The following is a 16,874-nucleotide window of genomic DNA, read 5'->3' on the forward strand; positions in this document are numbered from 1 at the left end:
AATTAAATAACTTCCACAAGTTTGTGGGATGGGCGTCCCGCCCGTCCAAAAAGGACGGGCGGGACGCCCATCCCACAATAACAATTAAAAGTGTAAGTTATTTAATTCGCGATCCTTAGTCGTGACGATGCGAGAAACGCTTTAGTTTTGTGGAATTTAGCAGCAGGGCGGACAGTCACAGCCGCCGCCCCTGCGGAAACCCGGTTTTGGTTGATTAATTAATCTTAGATTCAACGCTAGATTTTTCCGATGTCGCCACTGCTTTAATCTCTGAAATCGCTTTCCGGCTGAAAATTTGGAAGTAGAGGGAAACAAAAAACTCTTTGACTGGAAAAATGATAAAAGTCAAAGGATTAATTGTCACGATGATATTGCGGGCATCAGCTTTAGCTTGTTTGACAACTTGCTGCGCTACCCAGTCGGGAGACATGATGCCGATCGGGTTTAAGTTGCTTTTAAACGGCCCTAAAATCAGTTTGCGAACGATGCAGGGTGCGTCTAGCCGCCGCAGGGTGACTAAATCTCCCAGGGCGCGTTTGCTAAGTTCGTACAGGGGACTGACAGCGGGAATTACTTCTGCTTCGGAAGTGTTGATCCAGACTTCTTTGCAAGCGATGTTTTCGTTAGTGCGGACTGTTAAGAAAAAGAGTTCCATCAGCCGCCACGCGGAAAAAGTGTTAATTTCGTATGAGTTTGCGATCGCCTCTCCTGTTCTTTCTCCGTGTACATTAATCCCGTGATTAATGACGAGAATATCGATTTTTTCTAAAAATAGGGCTAAGTCTGCCTCTTGGCCAGCTTGCCAAGTTACGGTTTTTATAGGTAAACTTTCGCCGTCTAAATTCAAAGTAACTTCCTCATTTCCAGAGGAGAGGGCGATCACTTTTGCACCAGCTTTGTGCAGGTGTTTGAGAAGCGAACGACCTAAAGTTCCCGATGCACCGGTGACGGCTACAGTTTTGCCTTTGAGAGAAAGTGCTGTACCCATAAGTTTATCTATTAAGGTGAAAGTACCGCAATAGTAAGCATTTTGATTGTCGAAGTGATGCCGCCAGTGATAAGGTTTATTAACTAACCACTTGCCAGGGGGAGTAAGGAAGTCTCCCGGTTGGTGGGTGATGTCGGTTAATTCGTCTGCGCCTTTGATGCCGCACCCGCGGGCGATCGCGCTCAACAAAAAGCCTAAAGTATAAATACAACCGGCGGCTGCACCCCAGTGATATTCCGGTAGCCCAAAATAAGCTACAACCCACAGCAACAAGCCTAAAACCATCATCGCCGCACCTTCGGGCACGTCGTGACGCCAGTGTGCTTGCTTGTAAATTGTCTCGCTGACGGGGGTCAAATTAGGGCGGAAAACGCGGTGATGCCAAGTGTGCAGCTTTTGCAGGGGTGCCCAATAATGGGACACGACGTGATAAAAGTCTCGTATTATTTCTGCCCAGCAGACAGAAGCTATTGCCACAGCGCCGACTATCCAGTAATTTACCATGCTCGCACCAGTTTGAAATTTGAGATATTAGATATTGTCTGCTTTGAAAGATAACTCAAAATGGCTTTTATTGCTAGTCTGGAAGTTGACTCAGGCGTTTTAAAATCTGCAAAACCCGGTACAATTCATTGCCGGGATTGGAAATAACAAATTCAGCCGATCGCGCATACTGGGGAGTTTCGCCTCTAACTAACTTGACAAAATTGAAGTTAGCACCTGTGGTAATCATCCCAAAAGTAGGATTTTCTGGGTTCGGATCTGCCAGCATATATGTCAGGAGTTGTGCGAGTGCTTCGTCTGTTGAAAACGAAAGTTGTTTGGATTCAATTACTGTCACCCACAAGTTTGCTTTCATAATTAGGATATCTATTCTGCCTTCGATTATTCTGCCTTCGTCTTCTTCTTGAATGGCTATGGACTTTTCGGCTTTGACTTGAAAAGGAGACTCATAAAGACCGGCAATAAATAAAATGGGGCTGATAATTGTTAGCTTGACTGCATTTTCCCATACAGGCGGGTTATCTACCAAGTTGAAGTATATGTCTTGAACGCGATCGAGCAATTGTTTTTCTGAGTCTGTTACTTCGGGTAAGTTTTCTTGCCATTCTCGGAAAAATTCGCTGTTACGAACTCGCTGTAAACCGAAGTTATCGATTAGATAGCGGAGGTTGACATCTCTTGCTTGTAGTTTTTGCATTATGATTAATAAAGGGTTTTATGGTTATTAATAACTTTAGCAGAATTTGGATTTTTAACCGCAGATGAACGCAAATGAACGCAGATGAAATTCTGAGTAAGTTAATTTGGCCCAGATGTCTGTTCATTGGGATTTGCGATCGGCAATTGGCTGTTTTTGTCCCGCTTGCATTTCCAGCAATTTTTGAACAATCTCATTATGCCTGATTGTTCAGCTAGGTCGAAAATTTGGTAAATTAATTTTTTTTGCCAAAGGTCGATCGCACTCAATCAATACTGAGGCAAAAACCGGGTTTTTTTTAGGCAAATCAATCGTGGTTCGCCGCCGATTCCGATAGAAAAACCCGGTTTATTGATCCAAAATCTACGCTTTTAGGCTCCGCAACCATAAAACTAGATGATGACACCCTGTGCGTCCAGAAATGTATCTACAATCTGCAAGTTTGCCGCGCTCTTTCATCCTCCGGTTCTTGCCACCCAAAAGCAAAATGACTCACCGCATTAATTTGCGGCGTCGCGGCGCGAATTGCCTGCATTTGAATCTCCAAAGACGGCCGATTTTTAAGAGGTTTTCCCCAATCTCCAGCAATGGCAGGAATAATTTTTGCTCCCGGAGGCGCTAAACTCACTGTCCGCTGCACCTGTGGCACAATGCAGCTTACATCCCCGCAATTTCCGTAAGACATGGCGTGGAATTCCATTGCAGCCGGAAATGTGTCCCAAGGCTGCAACCTCGAATCATATCCCCCTTGATTTATCGCTTGATTTGCAGTGGGAAAAAACACTGCTCCTACAGGAATTCCCATCCTTTGAGCGGGTTGAATTGCTATCCCCAAAAAATCTAAAATCCCTTGTACTGCGTGAGCAACGCTCAGTTTCCACAGGTCTTTTTGCAGAGTGCCGGTATCGGGAAGCGGCGGTGTCGGTTTTGGTGTCGGAGTTGCAGGGTTTGGCTTGTTAGTGGCGGGAGTTGTTGAGGCCGATCTTGATGCGGCATTCGGCCTTCTAGAAGCTGTAGTTGCTACTGACATCGCCTGCGGAACTCGACCCTGCCAAAGAGGTTCTCGCTCAGTTGGATACTGTTTGACTACTGCTTGAACGTCATTAGGATTGATAAATCCCTTAGTCAAATATCGCTGAATTAAATCTCGCCCTTGCTGATTGCTAGCCCGCTGCAAAAGAACTTGCTGCGATGCTGGGCCGTAAATCCACAAGTCTTGAACTTTGGTAGCAACTGAAGCGGGCCCGATGCCCCTTAGATAGCGAATGTAGTCGAATAACATTCCTTGCGGCTTGCGCTTGACTATTTGATTTACTAACAAAGTATAGTCTTGCCGTGCTTGTGGGTTGTACGGATCGATAAAGGCTTGATTGCCCGGAACTTCTCCGAAGTCCTCGTTAATTGCTGCCTCTTCGCTTACTGTTAAACTTGTCTGATTTTTACCGTTGATAGCGAGGGTTTGCTGTCTGTCTGGACGCTGAGAATAGCTATAGCCAAAGTTCATGGTAAATAACCAGGCGTATACTTTTAAACCTCGCTGTTTGCCTTTGGCGATCGCCTTTTCTAACAAATCGTATTTCTCGTAACCGCGATTTCTCACAACAGAAGGCCAAGCCGTTGGATTGTCTGCAACTGGGAGCAGCACTTGACCATCGTAAAATGTTTCTATATAGACTTGGTTGTAGCCTTTATTCACAACTTTGTCTAATACTCGATCGAGTTCTCCGGGTCTGACATCGCAGGGATACAAACGCAGCCAAATTGCTTGGGTTTCGGGCCAAGTTTTTTGGCGGCATTCTGCTATTTCCCGCGCGTGTTTGTTCAAAACAGCAAAATATGCTTGCTGAGATTCCCGTTTTCCCGACAGCGCGGCGCGGCGCAAGTCTTCTTTTTGATTGACTTGTTCTGGGGATAATTGGCAATAGGCTGATGTTTGGGCAAAAGCTGGTTGATTTCCGATAAACGGCCAAACAAGCTGGCTGATGAAGCTACTGGTTAAAACAGCAGTTACCGCACTTAAAAAGCGTCGCTGGTGTTGCAAATTCGCGATGCGAGTTGGTGCAATTTTCATGGGAGAGTTGGATGGGGTTTTCTGGTTTAAATTGGGTGACGATCGCATTTTGCCGATCGCGCTCAACAAGCAGCTACAAATTTTCTACTTTTTTCGGTTGACCTAGTTATGGCACAAGTCGATCGCACAATGCAAATTCTATCTGGCGGCTATTTAAATTCCATAAGGGCGATCGGGTAAGACAAGACTCCGCGATTAAACGGTTTTGCAGTATTTTTTCACTAAATGCTGCATAAAAAAGCGCCTGGATACAGTGGGCGCTAAAAGCAGTTGATATTTCTACTAAAAATTGTTAACACTCAAATATCAAGGATGAAAGATGAATTATTAAAATTTATCCTCGATCCTAAATTTTGAGATTAAGCTCCTCTGTTAAGAGCAGCTTCAATCTGCTGAAATTCTGACTCAAGACGCTTTTTCAATTTTTCAGGAACCGGACGGTTTGGATAGGAACTGTAATGTCCTGCCAAAGAGTTTAATGCCGTCCGCATTGTCGTGAAAGAGGCGAGCTTGGTAAGAGCGGGATCGCGGCGATATTCAGCAAAAAAATCGTTGATACTTGTGCGAGCCTTGGCTTGAGCGGCTGCTTTTTCCGGCGTGCCCTCTGGCAAAGTGAGCGCTGTTCTCAAGCTCTTAACTAATGCTAATGTGTCTTGACCATAATCTCCACTCAGAGTGGCGGGAACATTGGTACAGCCCGCTACGCCGATGACAACAACTAATACCAGGGCTAACAGACGGGAAATGTAATGCTTCATAAAAAATTCGGTAAGTGGGAAACTCAGTCACGAAGAGTGCTGAGAGGGAAACGACTCGGCGGTTGAAACCGGCGTGAATCTTTCCATTACCGCCTTGGGATTGCTAGATTCGGTGTACTTTTGTAGTGTACTTTCGATGGGACAATTACCATCTCAAACTTCGCAACCCTGTACGCATAATGTTCGCTCTTTTATGAGCCTCCCTTTCGGGGTAATGTTAGCTTCGACAAAGTTAACGGCCGGTACTATATCTAGGACACTGATTTAACCCAATAAGTCTGTTTAATCCTAAATTTCTAGAGCAAGGAACTAGCTTCGCATCCCTTGGTAGGTCTTTAAACTCTTACCGTTAACGTAGTACGCGAGGTACTTAGTCTGGTCAACTGTGGTTTAAGTCTTAGGCTAGAAGCCCAGTGTCTTTAGACCTGGGTCGTTGACAAGGTTTAGAAAAATGGAAGCGAAAGCGGCAATCAAAATTAACCTTTATCCTATCTCGAATTGACCTAATAATGCCACTTTCTACATTTTTTTGTTCTCATACCATGAAACAGAAAATTTGTCAATCTAAAATCTAAAATCTAAAATCTAAAATCGATTGATTTGTCCAGCAACGACGGAGAGAATTTGGGTTTGTCGCAGCCACTGAGCATCAAAAGCGCCTAGGTGAGTTGTAGTAATCAGAGTTTGAAATCGTTCTTGAATTGTTTCTAAAAGTTGATTTTGGCGGCTCAGATCGAGTTCTGCAAGTACGTCGTCGAGCAAGAGTAAAGGCGCTTCGCCGACGACTTCTTCAATAAGCTGCAATTCGGCTAATTTTAATGCTAATACCAGAGTTCGCTGCTGACCTTGGGATGCGTATTGACGAGCTGGGGTATTGTTAATTGTAAATGTAATATCGTCGCGGTGGGGGCCGACTAAAGTGGTTCCTTGAAACTGTTCTGCGATCGCCCTTTTTTGAATTTTCTCTAAAAATGCTTGCCGCACTCCTTCGAGATTATCTTTAGCGATAAATTCTGAACTTACTTCAATATTAGCATCGTATTTCACATCCAAAACTTCTGCTGAACCGCTAATTGAACGGTGCCAATTTCGAGCTAAAGGCATCAAACGCTCCAAAATTCGATCGCGCCTGCGGATGACGCGAGCGCCCGCTGTCGCCAACTGCGCGTCCCACAAAGCTAATTCCGAACTGGGAATTGGGAATTGGGAATGGGGAATTGGGAATGGGGCATTGGGCATTGGGAATTCTGCGATATTTTGGTCTTCGGGAGTTTCAGATCCGATAAATCGCATTTTGTCAAAACTGTCGGAAAATTCCGCTTTCCTGATTTCTTTAGAACGTTTCAACAGAGCGTTTCTCTGGCGCAAAATTTGGTTGTACTGCTGCAAAATGTGAGCGTAAATCGGTTCTAATTGGATGACTAGGCGATCGATCCAATTGCGCCTTCCTTCGGGCCCGCCACGCACTAAGTCCAAATCCAAACAAGAAAATTGCACTACATTTAAGACGCTCAAAAAGTCTAAATGGCGACGCAGCGGTTCACCATTGAGCTTCAGTGTCCGACGCGCCCCAGAGCGAAGAGTTAAAGCTAAGTCGATCGCTCCGGTTTGACGTTCGAGTGTAGCATCAATTTGCCCGATCGGCTTTGAGTCGAGTATTAAATCGCGATCGCGCCCTACCCTGTGGCTTTTTAATGTGGAAAGCAACTCTACCGCTTCTAACAAGTTAGATTTTCCTTGAGCGTTATTTCCTACTAAAATGGTTTTGGGAGCGTCAAAGGCTACCTTTTGATCGAAGTAGTTCCGAAACTGCCGTAGGTGCAGCGTTTTTAAATACATAATATAATGACTGTTGACTGTTGACTGTTGACTGCTGACTGTTGACGTGGGTTATTGATAATCACCCTGCCAGAAAAATCTTTATTTTTCTTTGTATTTTTAAAACATAGTTTTTTCAGTCCTCATAGCGAGGACTTTTGCTTTGAGGCAGGGGTTAAAAACCCCTGCGGGATATCTTGCGGATGTTGAGAAGAGCGCGGAATGAGACCCATCTAACGAATAATGAAACATCGCTCACTATCCGTCAGCCGTTAACACTATTTCCTAGATTTGTTGTAAAAGCGCACAAACAGTTTTTCCATTTCAATCCAGACAAACATCAGGGCGCTGAAACCGAAGCAAACTAGCAACTCAAACCCCGTTAAATAATGAGTGCCGAAAAAGGCTCTCAGTGGCGGAACGTAAATCAGCATTAATTGCAGCATAGTAGTCACAATTACAGCCCCCCACACAAAAACATTAGTGAAGGGATTTAACTCGATAGTTAGCTGAGTGTTAGACCGAATTGCGATCGCGTGACCCATTTGCGCCAAACAAAGAGTTGTAAACACCATTGTTTTCCAAGCTTCGGGATCTCCAACATGGTTAGGGTTGGTGGTATATCCGTAAGCCCAGGACATCATCGCGATCGTCAAAATTGCAAAAATAATCCCGACCCGAATCATGTAAGAACCCAAACCCCGCGCAAAAATACTTTCTCGCGGACTGAAAGGAGGCCTTTTCATCACGTTCGGTTCCCCCGGTTCCACGGCCAAAGCCAAAGCGGGAACGCCGTCTGTTACTAAGTTCATCCACAAAATTTGCAGAGGCGTCAGCGGCACTCCTCCCAAACCCATTAAAGGTGCGGCCGCAATTGTCAAAACTTCGCCGATGTTGCTGCCCAAAATGTATTTAATAAAGCGGCGAATATTGCTATAAACCACTCGCCCTTCTTCAGCGGCGGCGACAATAGTTGCGAAGTTGTCGTCGAGGAGCACCATATCGCTAGCTTCTTTGCTGACATCGGTGCCGGTAATCCCCATTGCGATGCCGATATCGGCTTGTTTCAAGGCTGGGGCGTCGTTAACGCCGTCGCCGGTCATGGCGACAAATTTGCCCCAACTTTGCAAAGCTTGGACAATCCGCAATTTGTGTTCGGGGGAGACGCGGGCGTAAACGCTAACCTGTTCGACTTGCTGTTTGAGTTCTTCTTGGCTGAGCTTTTCTAATTCTTGACCGGTGAGAACTCGATCGCCCTCTGTTGCAATACCTAAATCGTAGGCGATGGCTTTGGCTGTCAACTGGTGGTCTCCTGTAATCATCACCACCCGAATGCCAGCATCGCGGCACTTCACCACTGCTTCCCGCACTTCCGGGCGCGGGGCATCCAGCATACTGACGAGTCCCAGCCAAATCATGTCTTGTTCGCTGGTTTCCTCAGAACCTTCGGGCGGCAAGTTTTCCCAGAGTTTGTACGCAAACCCGAGGACTCGCAAACCACCGCTTGCCATGTTGTTGTTTTCGACGAGGATGCGATCGCGCATTTCCTGGGTTAAAGGTTGTACTCGATCGCCGACTATAATGCCTTTGCAGCGCTCCAAAGTCAACTCTGGAGAACCTTTGGTCAGCATCAAATAATTCGGCTGCTGTCCTTCAACTGCTGGAAATCCCGAATGTCCCGATCGGCCTGGCACTTCGCAAATCACGCTCATCCGCTTGCGTTCGGAAGAAAAAGGAAATTCCGCCGTCCGTGGCAGCAATTGAGACTGTTTTTCCTTATAAATGCCTGCTTTTCCGGCTACACACAGCAGAGCTCCTTCTGTGGGGTCGCCTAAAATCTGCCATTGTTGCTGTTCTTGTTGCAATACTGCGTCGTTGCAAACTGCACAGGCAATTAATAAAGATTCGAGTTCTGGATATTCCTCTAAATTATTAATTTTGGCCGATGTCAGGCGATCGGTAAAATCTCCGATCGGGGCATAGCCGTCGCCTGCTACGGCGACTGTGCAGTCGCCCGTCGAGACTAGCTGAACTACCATTTTATTTTGAGTCAGAGTACCTGTTTTGTCAGAACAAATGGTAGTAACTGATCCCAAAGTTTCTACTGCAGGCAGTTTGCGAATCAGGGCGTTTCGCTTCACCATCCGCCTAGTTCCGAGTGCCAGAGTGACTGTCACGACTGCTGCGAGTCCTTCGGGAACCACAGCCACAGCCATGCTTAGAGAAACTTCTAACAACTCTTCAAACCTGCTGGTATCGAACCCGATGCCGCCGTTTTGGAAGGTAATCATGCCGCCGATGACGACTATTGCGACTAAGGCTAGGGCTCCGGAGACTAGAACATTTCCCAACTGGCTCATCCGCTGTTGCAGGGGAGTCGGTTCGGTTTCTACTGACTGAAGCATGGTGGCAATTTTGCCCAGTTCAGTTTTCATTCCGGTGTTGGTGACGATCGCCTTTGCTCGTCCCTGAACAACTTCTGTGCCCTGAAAAATCAGGTTGAGTCGATCGCCCAAGGAAGCATCTTCTGGAAGTTCTAGCTCTGCTTGCTTGGTTACTGCTAGGGCTTCTCCTGTCAAAGCAGATTCTCTGACTTGCAGATTTGATGTTTCGATCAAGCGTGCGTCTGCTGCTATTTTTACCCCAGCCTCTAACAGCATCACGTCTCCGGGTACGAGTTCCTTGGCGGCTATTTCCGAAGTTTTGCCGTCCCGCACGACTCTGACTAGGGGGGAAGCCAGGTTTTTGAGGGCTGCGAGGGCTTTTTCAGCACTTTGCTCTTGGAAATAGCCGAGAATGCCGTTGAGTATGACGATCGCAAAAATGGCGATCGCATCTTTGGGAAAAGTATTTGACCTGATGTCCAAAAAAGCCGAAATCACGGCCACACCCATCAGCATCAACAACATGATGTTGGTGAACTGATCGACAAAAATCGACCACGGACTGCGGCCTCCTGTTTCTTCGAGTTCGTTGGGGCCGTATTGCTGCAAGCGTTCTGACACCTGTTTGCTGCTCAAGCCAGCGTCTTTGTTGCTGCTGAGCTGCTGGAGAGTTTGGTCAATTGCTACGGTGTGCCAAGAAGAGGGAGAATTTGAAGACATAAATTACGATCGATCGTGGGGCATAAAGGTGGTTGTGGCCGGACAGCTACAGCCGATCCATCTGGCTGATTACAGTGAGAGAGTTTTAAGTTTTGAGTTCTGAGTAAAAAACTGTTTAACTTGGGACTGGTTTGGGGCCGTTCGATGCCGGGGAAGCAATAAGCTTTTAACTTTAATGCGTCTGGTGGCTCGATCGCGCCGTTTGTAGACCTACGGCTGTTTTCGTATAGTAAACGAATTCTTGTAAACTCTTAGAAGATAGCGGTAGACATTGGCAGTATGTAATAGGATAGGCTACCGTTTAAAACCAGCGCCGAAGCATCGGACTAAGCGAAAAAGTTTCGTAGTAAGCGTAACGGATCAGCCCCCAAAAGCGTAACGCATTGAATAGCGCTTTCAATATTTTGTTGAAAGCTTTGAGAGATACCTCCCTATTAGGGATCGCTAAAAGCGATGCCCGATCTGCCATACACAGTATATCGAGGCGCAATCCTGGATTTACCGGGTTAAATGTATCTGATAGCACCTATCCACCTTACTACTAAAAATTAGCAATTTCTTCGGCTTTTACCCAATGCCCAACGGCTGAGTTTAGTCTTCAAATGGTGATATTTCCGGCAAAAGCTGAGGCTCTGGCGAGGGGCTTCAAAATCTTGGGGATTTTTCCCACACCGAATTTTGCAGGCCTCCTGACATTGGGCAGAATTTTTGCTTTTTTCCCTATTCCCCCAGCCTTCTATTACCAAAACTTTAATTTACTTAACACTTCTTAACAATCCCGCTTTTCCACAGAAAGCTAACAAAGGCGATCTGCCCACGGGACGGTTTGGGGGGGTTCTACCCCCACAGCAGGGCGATCGAAGCAAACTCTTCGTTTACGGATGCCCTCGCGCATCTACCCTCGGAAGGAGATTTGCCCGCAATTGCACCCCAAATATTTACCTTCTTAGAGAGATAAGTTTCTGTAATAATTTGTAATAAACAAACGCAGGCGAGCATTGTATAAAGATTATCAGAGGGTTGAAACGACAGGCCAAAGTTAACAAAAACCCTGATTGACAAGGTTTGTCGCATCTCATAAAAGGTGTAAAATTTTCTAAGGTTTCTTAAACCTCCGTTGCAATGTAACAATAGTGCAGGTAGCGGAAAGGGAGAGATCGATGGGACCAGCAGATTAGCTGGCATCAAATTTCAACCCTTGCAGGCACTCGTAGCCTGAACAAATTTAACTTAACGGTTTTATACCGCAACCAAACTCAATTAACTCAAATAGGAGAGTTCTTTCATGTTTGACGCATTTACAAAAGTGGTTTCCCAATCAGACGCTCGCGGCGAATTTCTAGCTCCGGGTCAACTAGATGCTCTCAGCAGCATGGTTTCCGACGCTAACAAGCGGATTGATGCAGTAAACCGCATCACCGGCAACGCATCCAGCATCGTAGCCAATGCAGCTCGCACCCTGTTCGCCGAACAGCCTCAACTGATCGCTCCTGGTGGCAATGCGTACACCAACCGCCGCATGGCAGCTTGCTTGCGCGATATGGAAATCATTTTGCGCTACGTCACCTATGCAACATTTGCAGGCGACGCCAGCGTTTTGGACGACCGCTGCTTGAACGGTCTGCGTGAAACATACCAAGCTCTGGGAGTTCCCGGTGGCTCAGTTGCAGCCGGCGTGCAAAAAATGAAAGAAGCAGCGATCGCGATCGCTAACGACCCCAACGGCGTTACCCGTGGTGATTGCAGCTCGCTGATGTCTGAAATCGGCAGCTACTTCGACCGCGCAGCCAGTGCAGTCGGCTAAAAATAGCCAAGCGAACCTTTCTTGTAAAGAAGCGAGCATCGCATTTTTGCAAACAATCATTTTTGTACAAAAACAACACAACATTAGGGAGAAACCAGAACAATGAAAACCCCTTTGACTGAAGCAGTAACCGCAGCCGATTCTCAAGGCCGTTTCCTGAGCAGCACTGAACTGCAAGTCGCCTTCGGACGTTTCCGCCAAGCAGCAGCCGGTTTGGAAGCAGCCAAGGCTTTGACCGCCAACTCTCAGCGCTTGATCGACGGTGCAGCTCAAGCTGTGTACAACAAATTCCCGTACACACAACAAATGCAAGGCCCTAACTACGCTTCTACCCCAACCGGTAAAGCCAAGTGCTCTCGCGACATCGGCTACTACCTCCGCATGGTAACCTACTGCTTAGTTGCAGGCGGCACCGGTCCGATGGACGAGTACCTGATTGCAGGTGTTGACGAAATCAACCGGACATTTGAATTGTCTCCTAGCTGGTACGTTGAAGCTCTCAAGTACATCAAAGGCAACCACGGTCTGAGTGGCGACGCTGCAACTGAAGCGAATTCCTACATCGACTACGCAATCAACGCTCTGAGCTAGATTTGCGTGATGCCCGGAATTGTAAGCTGCTGTTAGCTTAAGTGTTAGCGGTTGTTTAGAATTCCGGGCATCTGCGATCTAAGCCTAGTTTTGCAAATACTTTTTTAAGCAGTTTTCAGTTTTTAAAGCAAAAAAGGGAGAAGCAAAGATGGCGGGATTAGGTGCAGCAGAACGGTTGGGAATAAAAGCATTTGAAGAAGCGGGACGGGTAGAACTGCGCCCACACTGGACGCAAGACGATGCGAAATCAGTAATTCGCGCTGCTTACAGCCAAGTTTTCGGCAACGAGTATTTAATGTCGAGCGAACGACTTACCAGTGCTGAATCTCTGCTGATGCAAGGGCAGATTTCAGTGAAAGATTTTGTGCGGTCAATTGCACATTCCGAAACTTATCGGAAAAAGTTTTTTTATCCGAACTCGCAAACGCGGTTAATTGAGCTTAATTACAAGCATTTGTTGGGCCGCGCTCCTTACGACGAGTCGGAAATTGCTTTCCACGTTGATTTGTACAATGCAGAAGGCTACGAAGCTGAAATCAATTCTTACATTGACTCAGTTGAGTATGAAGAAAATTTTGGCGAAAGTATAGTGCCTTACTATCGCGGTTTCGCGACTCAAAGAGGTCAAAAAACCGTCGGTTTTAACCGGATGTTTCAACTGTACCGGGGTTTTGCTTCTAGCGATCGCTCGCAAAACCAAACCCAAGCCCGCCTGACTTGGGAAGTAGCGAGAAATATGGCTTCGCCGATATACACGGCCTCCACCGGAAAAGCCCTTGGCGGCATCTCCGGCGGTTCTCGCGACCAACTCTACCGAGTCACCGCAATGCAAGGTTCGGCTAAGTTTTCCCCTCAAGTGCGCCGGACTACGACGGAATATCTCGTGCCTTACGAGCAACTTTCGAGCCGCTTGCAGCAAATCAACAAACGTGGCGGCAAAGTGGTAAGTATTACCACAGCTTAAAGTTTGTGTATAGACGTTTTTTTTGAAACGTCTTTAGCAAATTAGGACTAAGGCTAAAAAATTCTTCAATTTTATGTGGATATGTAAGGTGTGCAGTGTACACCCTACTTTGAGGCATATTATCCTTAGTCCTAAAAATTTCAAGTGCAACCAAGCATTAAACTTTTGTCATTAATAATTTAGGAGAAAATCTGGTGGCGATTACAACAGCAGCGTCCAGACTAGGAACATCCGCATTGAGCGATGCGCCGAAGGTAGAACTGCGCCCGAACTATAGCAAAGACGACGTTGAAACTGTGATTCGTGCGGTTTACCGTCAGGTACTGGGCAACGACTATTTAATGAAATCCGAACGACTTACAAGTTCCGAGTCTTTGCTGCGGGACGGCAGTTTGACGGTACGAGAATTTGTACGCGCTGTAGCTAAGTCAGAACTGTACAAAACCAAGTTTTTCTACAACAGCTTCCAAACTCGGACGATCGAACTAAACTACAAACACTTGCTCGGTCGCGCTCCCTACGACGAATCTGAAGTAGTTGAGCACTTAGATTTGTACCAAACACAAGGCTACGACGCTGATATTGATTCTTACATCGATTCAGTAGAGTATCAAGAAAACTTTGGCGAAAGTATCGTCCCTTACTACCGCGGCTTTAACACCCAGCGCGGTCAAAAAACCGTCGGTTTTACCCGGATGTTCCGGTTGTATCGCGGCTATGCAAACAGCGATACATCTCAACTAGAAGGCAATAACTCTCGCTTAGCTGTCGAACTCGGCACTAACACCGCTACGGCTGTAGTTGGGCCTTCTGGCGGTAACGAAGGTTGGGCATATCGGCCTTCTGCCAGAAACGTAACTCCCAGCAGCACTTTCGGCGGCGCTGCGGCTTACGGCAAAGAAGGACGGCTGGTGCGCGTGGAAGTTTCGGGCATTCGCACGGGCGGCTATCCCAGCGTGCGCCGCAGCAGCAAGGCTTTCATCGTACCTGTTGAGGAGTTGTCCTCGCAAATGCAGAAATTTCAACGCATGGGCGCGAAAATCGCCAGCATTACTCCCATTTAGTCAGTTGGCAGTTGGCAGTTGGCAGTTACTAGCTTTTAGTCAACAGTCAACAGTCAACAGTCAACAGTCAACAGTCAACAGTCAACAGTCAGAATTACCAATTACCAAGAAGCTTATGTTGGGTCAAATTGTAGGTGGAAAAAGTGGCAATACAGCTTCGGCTGGTCGCTGCTTTCGGTATGAAGTTGTCGGCTTGCGCCAAAGCGATGAAACAGATAATGTGGATTATTCGATTCGATCGAGCGCGAGTACATTTATCAACGTGCCTTACAATCGGATGAATCAAGAAATGCAGCGGATTACTCGCATGGGCGGGAAAATTGTCAGCATTCATCCTTTAAACGCGGGTGCAGAATCATCCCATGAGTCATCTCATGAATCATCGCACGATCACCAATAGTTTGGTTGAAGGGGCGATGAAAATCGCTCCGACACAAGCTAGAAGGGGCGATGAAAATCGCTCCTAGACAAACAAAGTCCACTCCAAGCGGACTAAGAGTTAATGCAACCCGCGCAAGCGGGTTTTGTCTGTTTAGTAGCGATTTTAATCGGCCAGTTTCCCTAACCCTTGCCTTGCAGGTTTTGTCTGTGTAGCAGCGATTTCAATCGCCGAATAACTAATAACTAATAACTAATCACTAATCACTATGGATTATTACGAATCCGACTCACCGCCGGCGGGTGTAGCTGAGGGCGAGTCTTTAACAGTTGAACAGGCGATCGCAAATTTGCACTCCCAAGATTACAGTCTCCGGTATTATGCTGCTTGGTGGGTGGGCAGATTTAGAGTCAAGGAACCTGCAGCTATTGCAGCTTTAATTGCCGCATTGGAAGAAGAGTCAGAACAAACAAAAATCGGCGACTATTCCCTATTACGAAATGCGGCGCGGGCTCTGGGTAAATTGGGCGACAAACAAGCCTTGCCGGCCCTGATTCGCTGTTTGGAATGCGCCGATTATTACGTGCGAGAAGCGGCGGCTCAAGCTCTAGAAATGCTGGGCTATCGCGATTCTATTGAGCCGCTAATGAAGCTATTGGATGGGGGCGTAGCTGTGGCTGTGCGAGTGCCAGGAAAATCGCACCTCGTGCAACCTTACGACTCGGTAATTGAAGCTTTGGGAACGCTGCAAGCGACAGAAGCAATACCGCTAATTTCACCTTTTTTAGAACATTCTGTGGAGCGGGTGCAGTACGCTGCGGCGCGGGCGATGTATCAGCTAACTGGTGAGCGGGTTTATGGAGAGCGGTTGGTAAGTGCTTTGAATGGGGATAATTTGCAGTTGAGGCGATCGGCTTTGATGGACTTGGGGGCGATCGGCTATTTGCCGGGAGCGCAAGCTATTTCTGAGACTTTAGCAGAAAATAGCCTGAAATTGATTGCGCTCAAAGGAGTTTTGGAGCATCACCTCAATCAACAAGAATCTCTATCTTTGTCAGATGAAGCTATCCGCGTTATGGATTTAATGGATAGTTTACTGTGAAAAAAATTAGTTTACAACTGAAATAGGATTGCTGTAGCGATCATCAATGGTCAGCCGTATATATAGCCTTTCTCAAAAAGATGAGGTACAATAACAGCAGTGTGTAAACCAGTTAAAAATATTTGACGATGTAACTTGTCCGAACGCAAACTAAGAGTGCTTTTCCTAATTCTTGATAATTAGTAGTCTTGATAGAACGGAGAATGATTTTAAGTTTTGACCACAGATTTTCAATCGGTGAAAAATCTGGTGAAGAAGGTGATAAGTATATTAATTTTGCCCCGGTTTCTTCGATCGCTTTTTTCACTTCTTCTCCCTGGTGAATGGGACAGTTATCCATCACTACACAAGCACCTTTCCATAGTTTTGGCACAAGTTTTCTGATAATAAAAGCTTCAAATGTAATTGCATCAGTTCCGCCTATTAGATTAACCGATGTCAAAATTTCATTGACTGACATTGCTCCAATTATTGAGACATTTTTGCCACGTTTAGTTGGTTTTGGCCCCTTGGCCCTTTCACCTTTTAAAGACCTAGCATATAACCTCACCATTGCCAAATTAACTCCCGATTCGTCAATGAATATTAAGTCTTTCAAACTAATATTTTTAATTGTTTTCCCGAACTCACATCGCAGGATTTGAACTCGCTCAGTGCCTTTGCCTGAAGGGAAGAGAGTTTTTTTTAACAGTAATGTTTAAGAGTTTTATCATTCTTCCTATTGTTGCTCTACTAACGGAAAATCCAATTTTCCCATAAAGTAAATAACGGAGTTCTTCAAGAGTTGCATCATTATTTCCTTCAATCAATTCCGCCAAGATGAGTAGGCGATCCGCATTGAGTTTTCCTTTGACTCCACATCGGTCAGTTCTCGGGGTAATATTTTTTGTTTCACGATATTGTTTAAGCAATTTTTGTACAAAACTCAGGGCAGAGCGAAAAACGCTTAGCTATTGCTTTTTGTGAAATGGGTTCAGCATGATAAGTATCAAGGATTTTTTGCCTAAAATCAATCGAATAAGCTTTCATT

General features: G+C 46.1%; 12 protein-coding genes and 1 pseudogene. 6 read left to right on the forward strand and 7 right to left on the reverse strand.

From position 1 onward, the window contains the following. Positions 1-214: 214 nt before the first annotated feature. From QUB12_RS30665 to QUB12_RS30690, 6 genes are all read right to left on the reverse strand, one after another. Entirely contained in the window at positions 215-1,492 is a 1,278-nt protein-coding gene (locus QUB12_RS30665) for a bifunctional sterol desaturase/short chain dehydrogenase (protein ID WP_333146116.1), read from the reverse strand. Between the two features lie 73 nt (positions 1,493-1,565). Next, positions 1,566-2,189 carry a restriction endonuclease subunit R gene (locus tag QUB12_RS30670; protein ID WP_333309926.1) on the reverse strand — a complete coding sequence of 208 codons (624 nt, stop codon included), beginning with the start codon at positions 2,187-2,189 and terminating at the stop codon, positions 1,566-1,568. Positions 2,190-2,616: 427 nt separating this feature from the next. Beyond that, positions 2,617-4,260, reverse strand: coding sequence for a family 10 glycosylhydrolase (locus QUB12_RS30675; protein ID WP_333309929.1), 1,644 nt, complete (start codon positions 4,258-4,260; stop codon positions 2,617-2,619). A gap of 359 nt (positions 4,261-4,619) precedes the next feature. Continuing rightward, complete coding sequence (gene psb27, locus QUB12_RS30680) at positions 4,620-5,018, reverse strand: photosystem II protein Psb27 (protein WP_333107406.1); 399 nt, start codon at positions 5,016-5,018, stop codon at positions 4,620-4,622. Between the two features lie 585 nt (positions 5,019-5,603). Next, entirely contained in the window at positions 5,604-6,857 is a 1,254-nt protein-coding gene (locus QUB12_RS30685; RefSeq protein ID WP_333309932.1) for a DNA replication/repair protein RecF, read from the reverse strand. A 257-nt stretch (positions 6,858-7,114) separates the two neighbouring features. Beyond that, positions 7,115-9,940 carry a cation-translocating P-type ATPase gene (locus QUB12_RS30690; protein WP_333146106.1) on the reverse strand — a complete coding sequence of 942 codons (2,826 nt, stop codon included), beginning with the start codon at positions 9,938-9,940 and terminating at the stop codon, positions 7,115-7,117. Positions 9,941-11,225: 1,285 nt separating this feature from the next. On the opposite strand from QUB12_RS30690, the gene QUB12_RS30695 reads away from it, so the two are divergent. The 6 genes from QUB12_RS30695 to QUB12_RS30720 all read left to right on the forward strand — a co-directional run bounded on the left by QUB12_RS30695 (position 11,226) and on the right by QUB12_RS30720 (position 15,844). Next, positions 11,226-11,744: a phycocyanin subunit beta gene (locus tag QUB12_RS30695; protein WP_333146104.1), complete on the forward strand. Its 519-nt coding sequence runs from the start codon at positions 11,226-11,228 to the stop codon at positions 11,742-11,744. Between the two features lie 102 nt (positions 11,745-11,846). Continuing rightward, a complete protein-coding gene (gene cpcA, locus QUB12_RS30700) occupies positions 11,847-12,335 on the forward strand; it encodes a phycocyanin subunit alpha (protein WP_006631256.1) in 489 nt (162 codons plus the stop codon). Between the two features lie 148 nt (positions 12,336-12,483). Continuing rightward, positions 12,484-13,299: a phycobilisome linker polypeptide gene (locus QUB12_RS30705; protein ID WP_333146102.1), complete on the forward strand. Its 816-nt coding sequence runs from the start codon at positions 12,484-12,486 to the stop codon at positions 13,297-13,299. Between the two features lie 194 nt (positions 13,300-13,493). After that, complete coding sequence (locus tag QUB12_RS30710) at positions 13,494-14,363, forward strand: phycobilisome linker polypeptide (RefSeq protein WP_333107416.1); 870 nt, start codon at positions 13,494-13,496, stop codon at positions 14,361-14,363. Between the two features lie 4 nt (positions 14,364-14,367). Further along, positions 14,368-14,763, forward strand: a complete 396-nt coding sequence (locus QUB12_RS30715) for a phycobilisome linker polypeptide (RefSeq protein WP_333309935.1) — start codon at positions 14,368-14,370, stop codon at positions 14,761-14,763. Between the two features lie 247 nt (positions 14,764-15,010). Beyond that, on the forward strand, positions 15,011-15,844 hold the full coding sequence (locus QUB12_RS30720; RefSeq protein ID WP_333146096.1) for a HEAT repeat domain-containing protein: 834 nt from the start codon (positions 15,011-15,013) through the stop codon (positions 15,842-15,844). A gap of 72 nt (positions 15,845-15,916) precedes the next feature. Here QUB12_RS30720 and QUB12_RS30725 read toward each other — a convergent pair. Continuing rightward, positions 15,917-16,873 (reverse strand): annotated as a pseudogene (locus tag QUB12_RS30725) (IS630 family transposase). Between the last annotated feature and the right edge of the window lies 1 nt (position 16,874).

The sequence above is a fragment of the Microcoleus sp. B7-D4 genome, from assembly GCF_036705125.1.
GTDB lineage: Bacteria > Cyanobacteriota > Cyanobacteriia > Cyanobacteriales > Microcoleaceae > Microcoleus.

Excerpts from the sequence above, each read along its gene's own strand:
- QUB12_RS30665 (WP_333146116.1), bottom strand. The coding sequence starts at position 1,492 with ATGGTAAATTACTGGATAGTCGGCGCTGTGGCAATAGCTTCTGTCTGC.
- QUB12_RS30670 (WP_333309926.1), bottom strand. The coding sequence starts at position 2,189 with ATGCAAAAACTACAAGCAAGAGATGTCAACCTCCGCTATCTAATCGAT.
- QUB12_RS30675 (WP_333309929.1), bottom strand. The coding sequence starts at position 4,260 with ATGAAAATTGCACCAACTCGCATCGCGAATTTGCAACACCAGCGACGC.
- psb27 (WP_333107406.1), bottom strand. The coding sequence starts at position 5,018 with ATGAAGCATTACATTTCCCGTCTGTTAGCCCTGGTATTAGTTGTTGTC.
- QUB12_RS30685 (WP_333309932.1), bottom strand. The coding sequence starts at position 6,857 with ATGTATTTAAAAACGCTGCACCTACGGCAGTTTCGGAACTACTTCGAT.
- QUB12_RS30690 (WP_333146106.1), bottom strand. The coding sequence starts at position 9,940 with ATGTCTTCAAATTCTCCCTCTTCTTGGCACACCGTAGCAATTGACCAA.
- QUB12_RS30695 (WP_333146104.1), top strand. The coding sequence starts at position 11,226 with ATGTTTGACGCATTTACAAAAGTGGTTTCCCAATCAGACGCTCGCGGC.
- cpcA (WP_006631256.1), top strand. The coding sequence starts at position 11,847 with ATGAAAACCCCTTTGACTGAAGCAGTAACCGCAGCCGATTCTCAAGGC.
- QUB12_RS30705 (WP_333146102.1), top strand. The coding sequence starts at position 12,484 with ATGGCGGGATTAGGTGCAGCAGAACGGTTGGGAATAAAAGCATTTGAA.
- QUB12_RS30720 (WP_333146096.1), top strand. The coding sequence starts at position 15,011 with ATGGATTATTACGAATCCGACTCACCGCCGGCGGGTGTAGCTGAGGGC.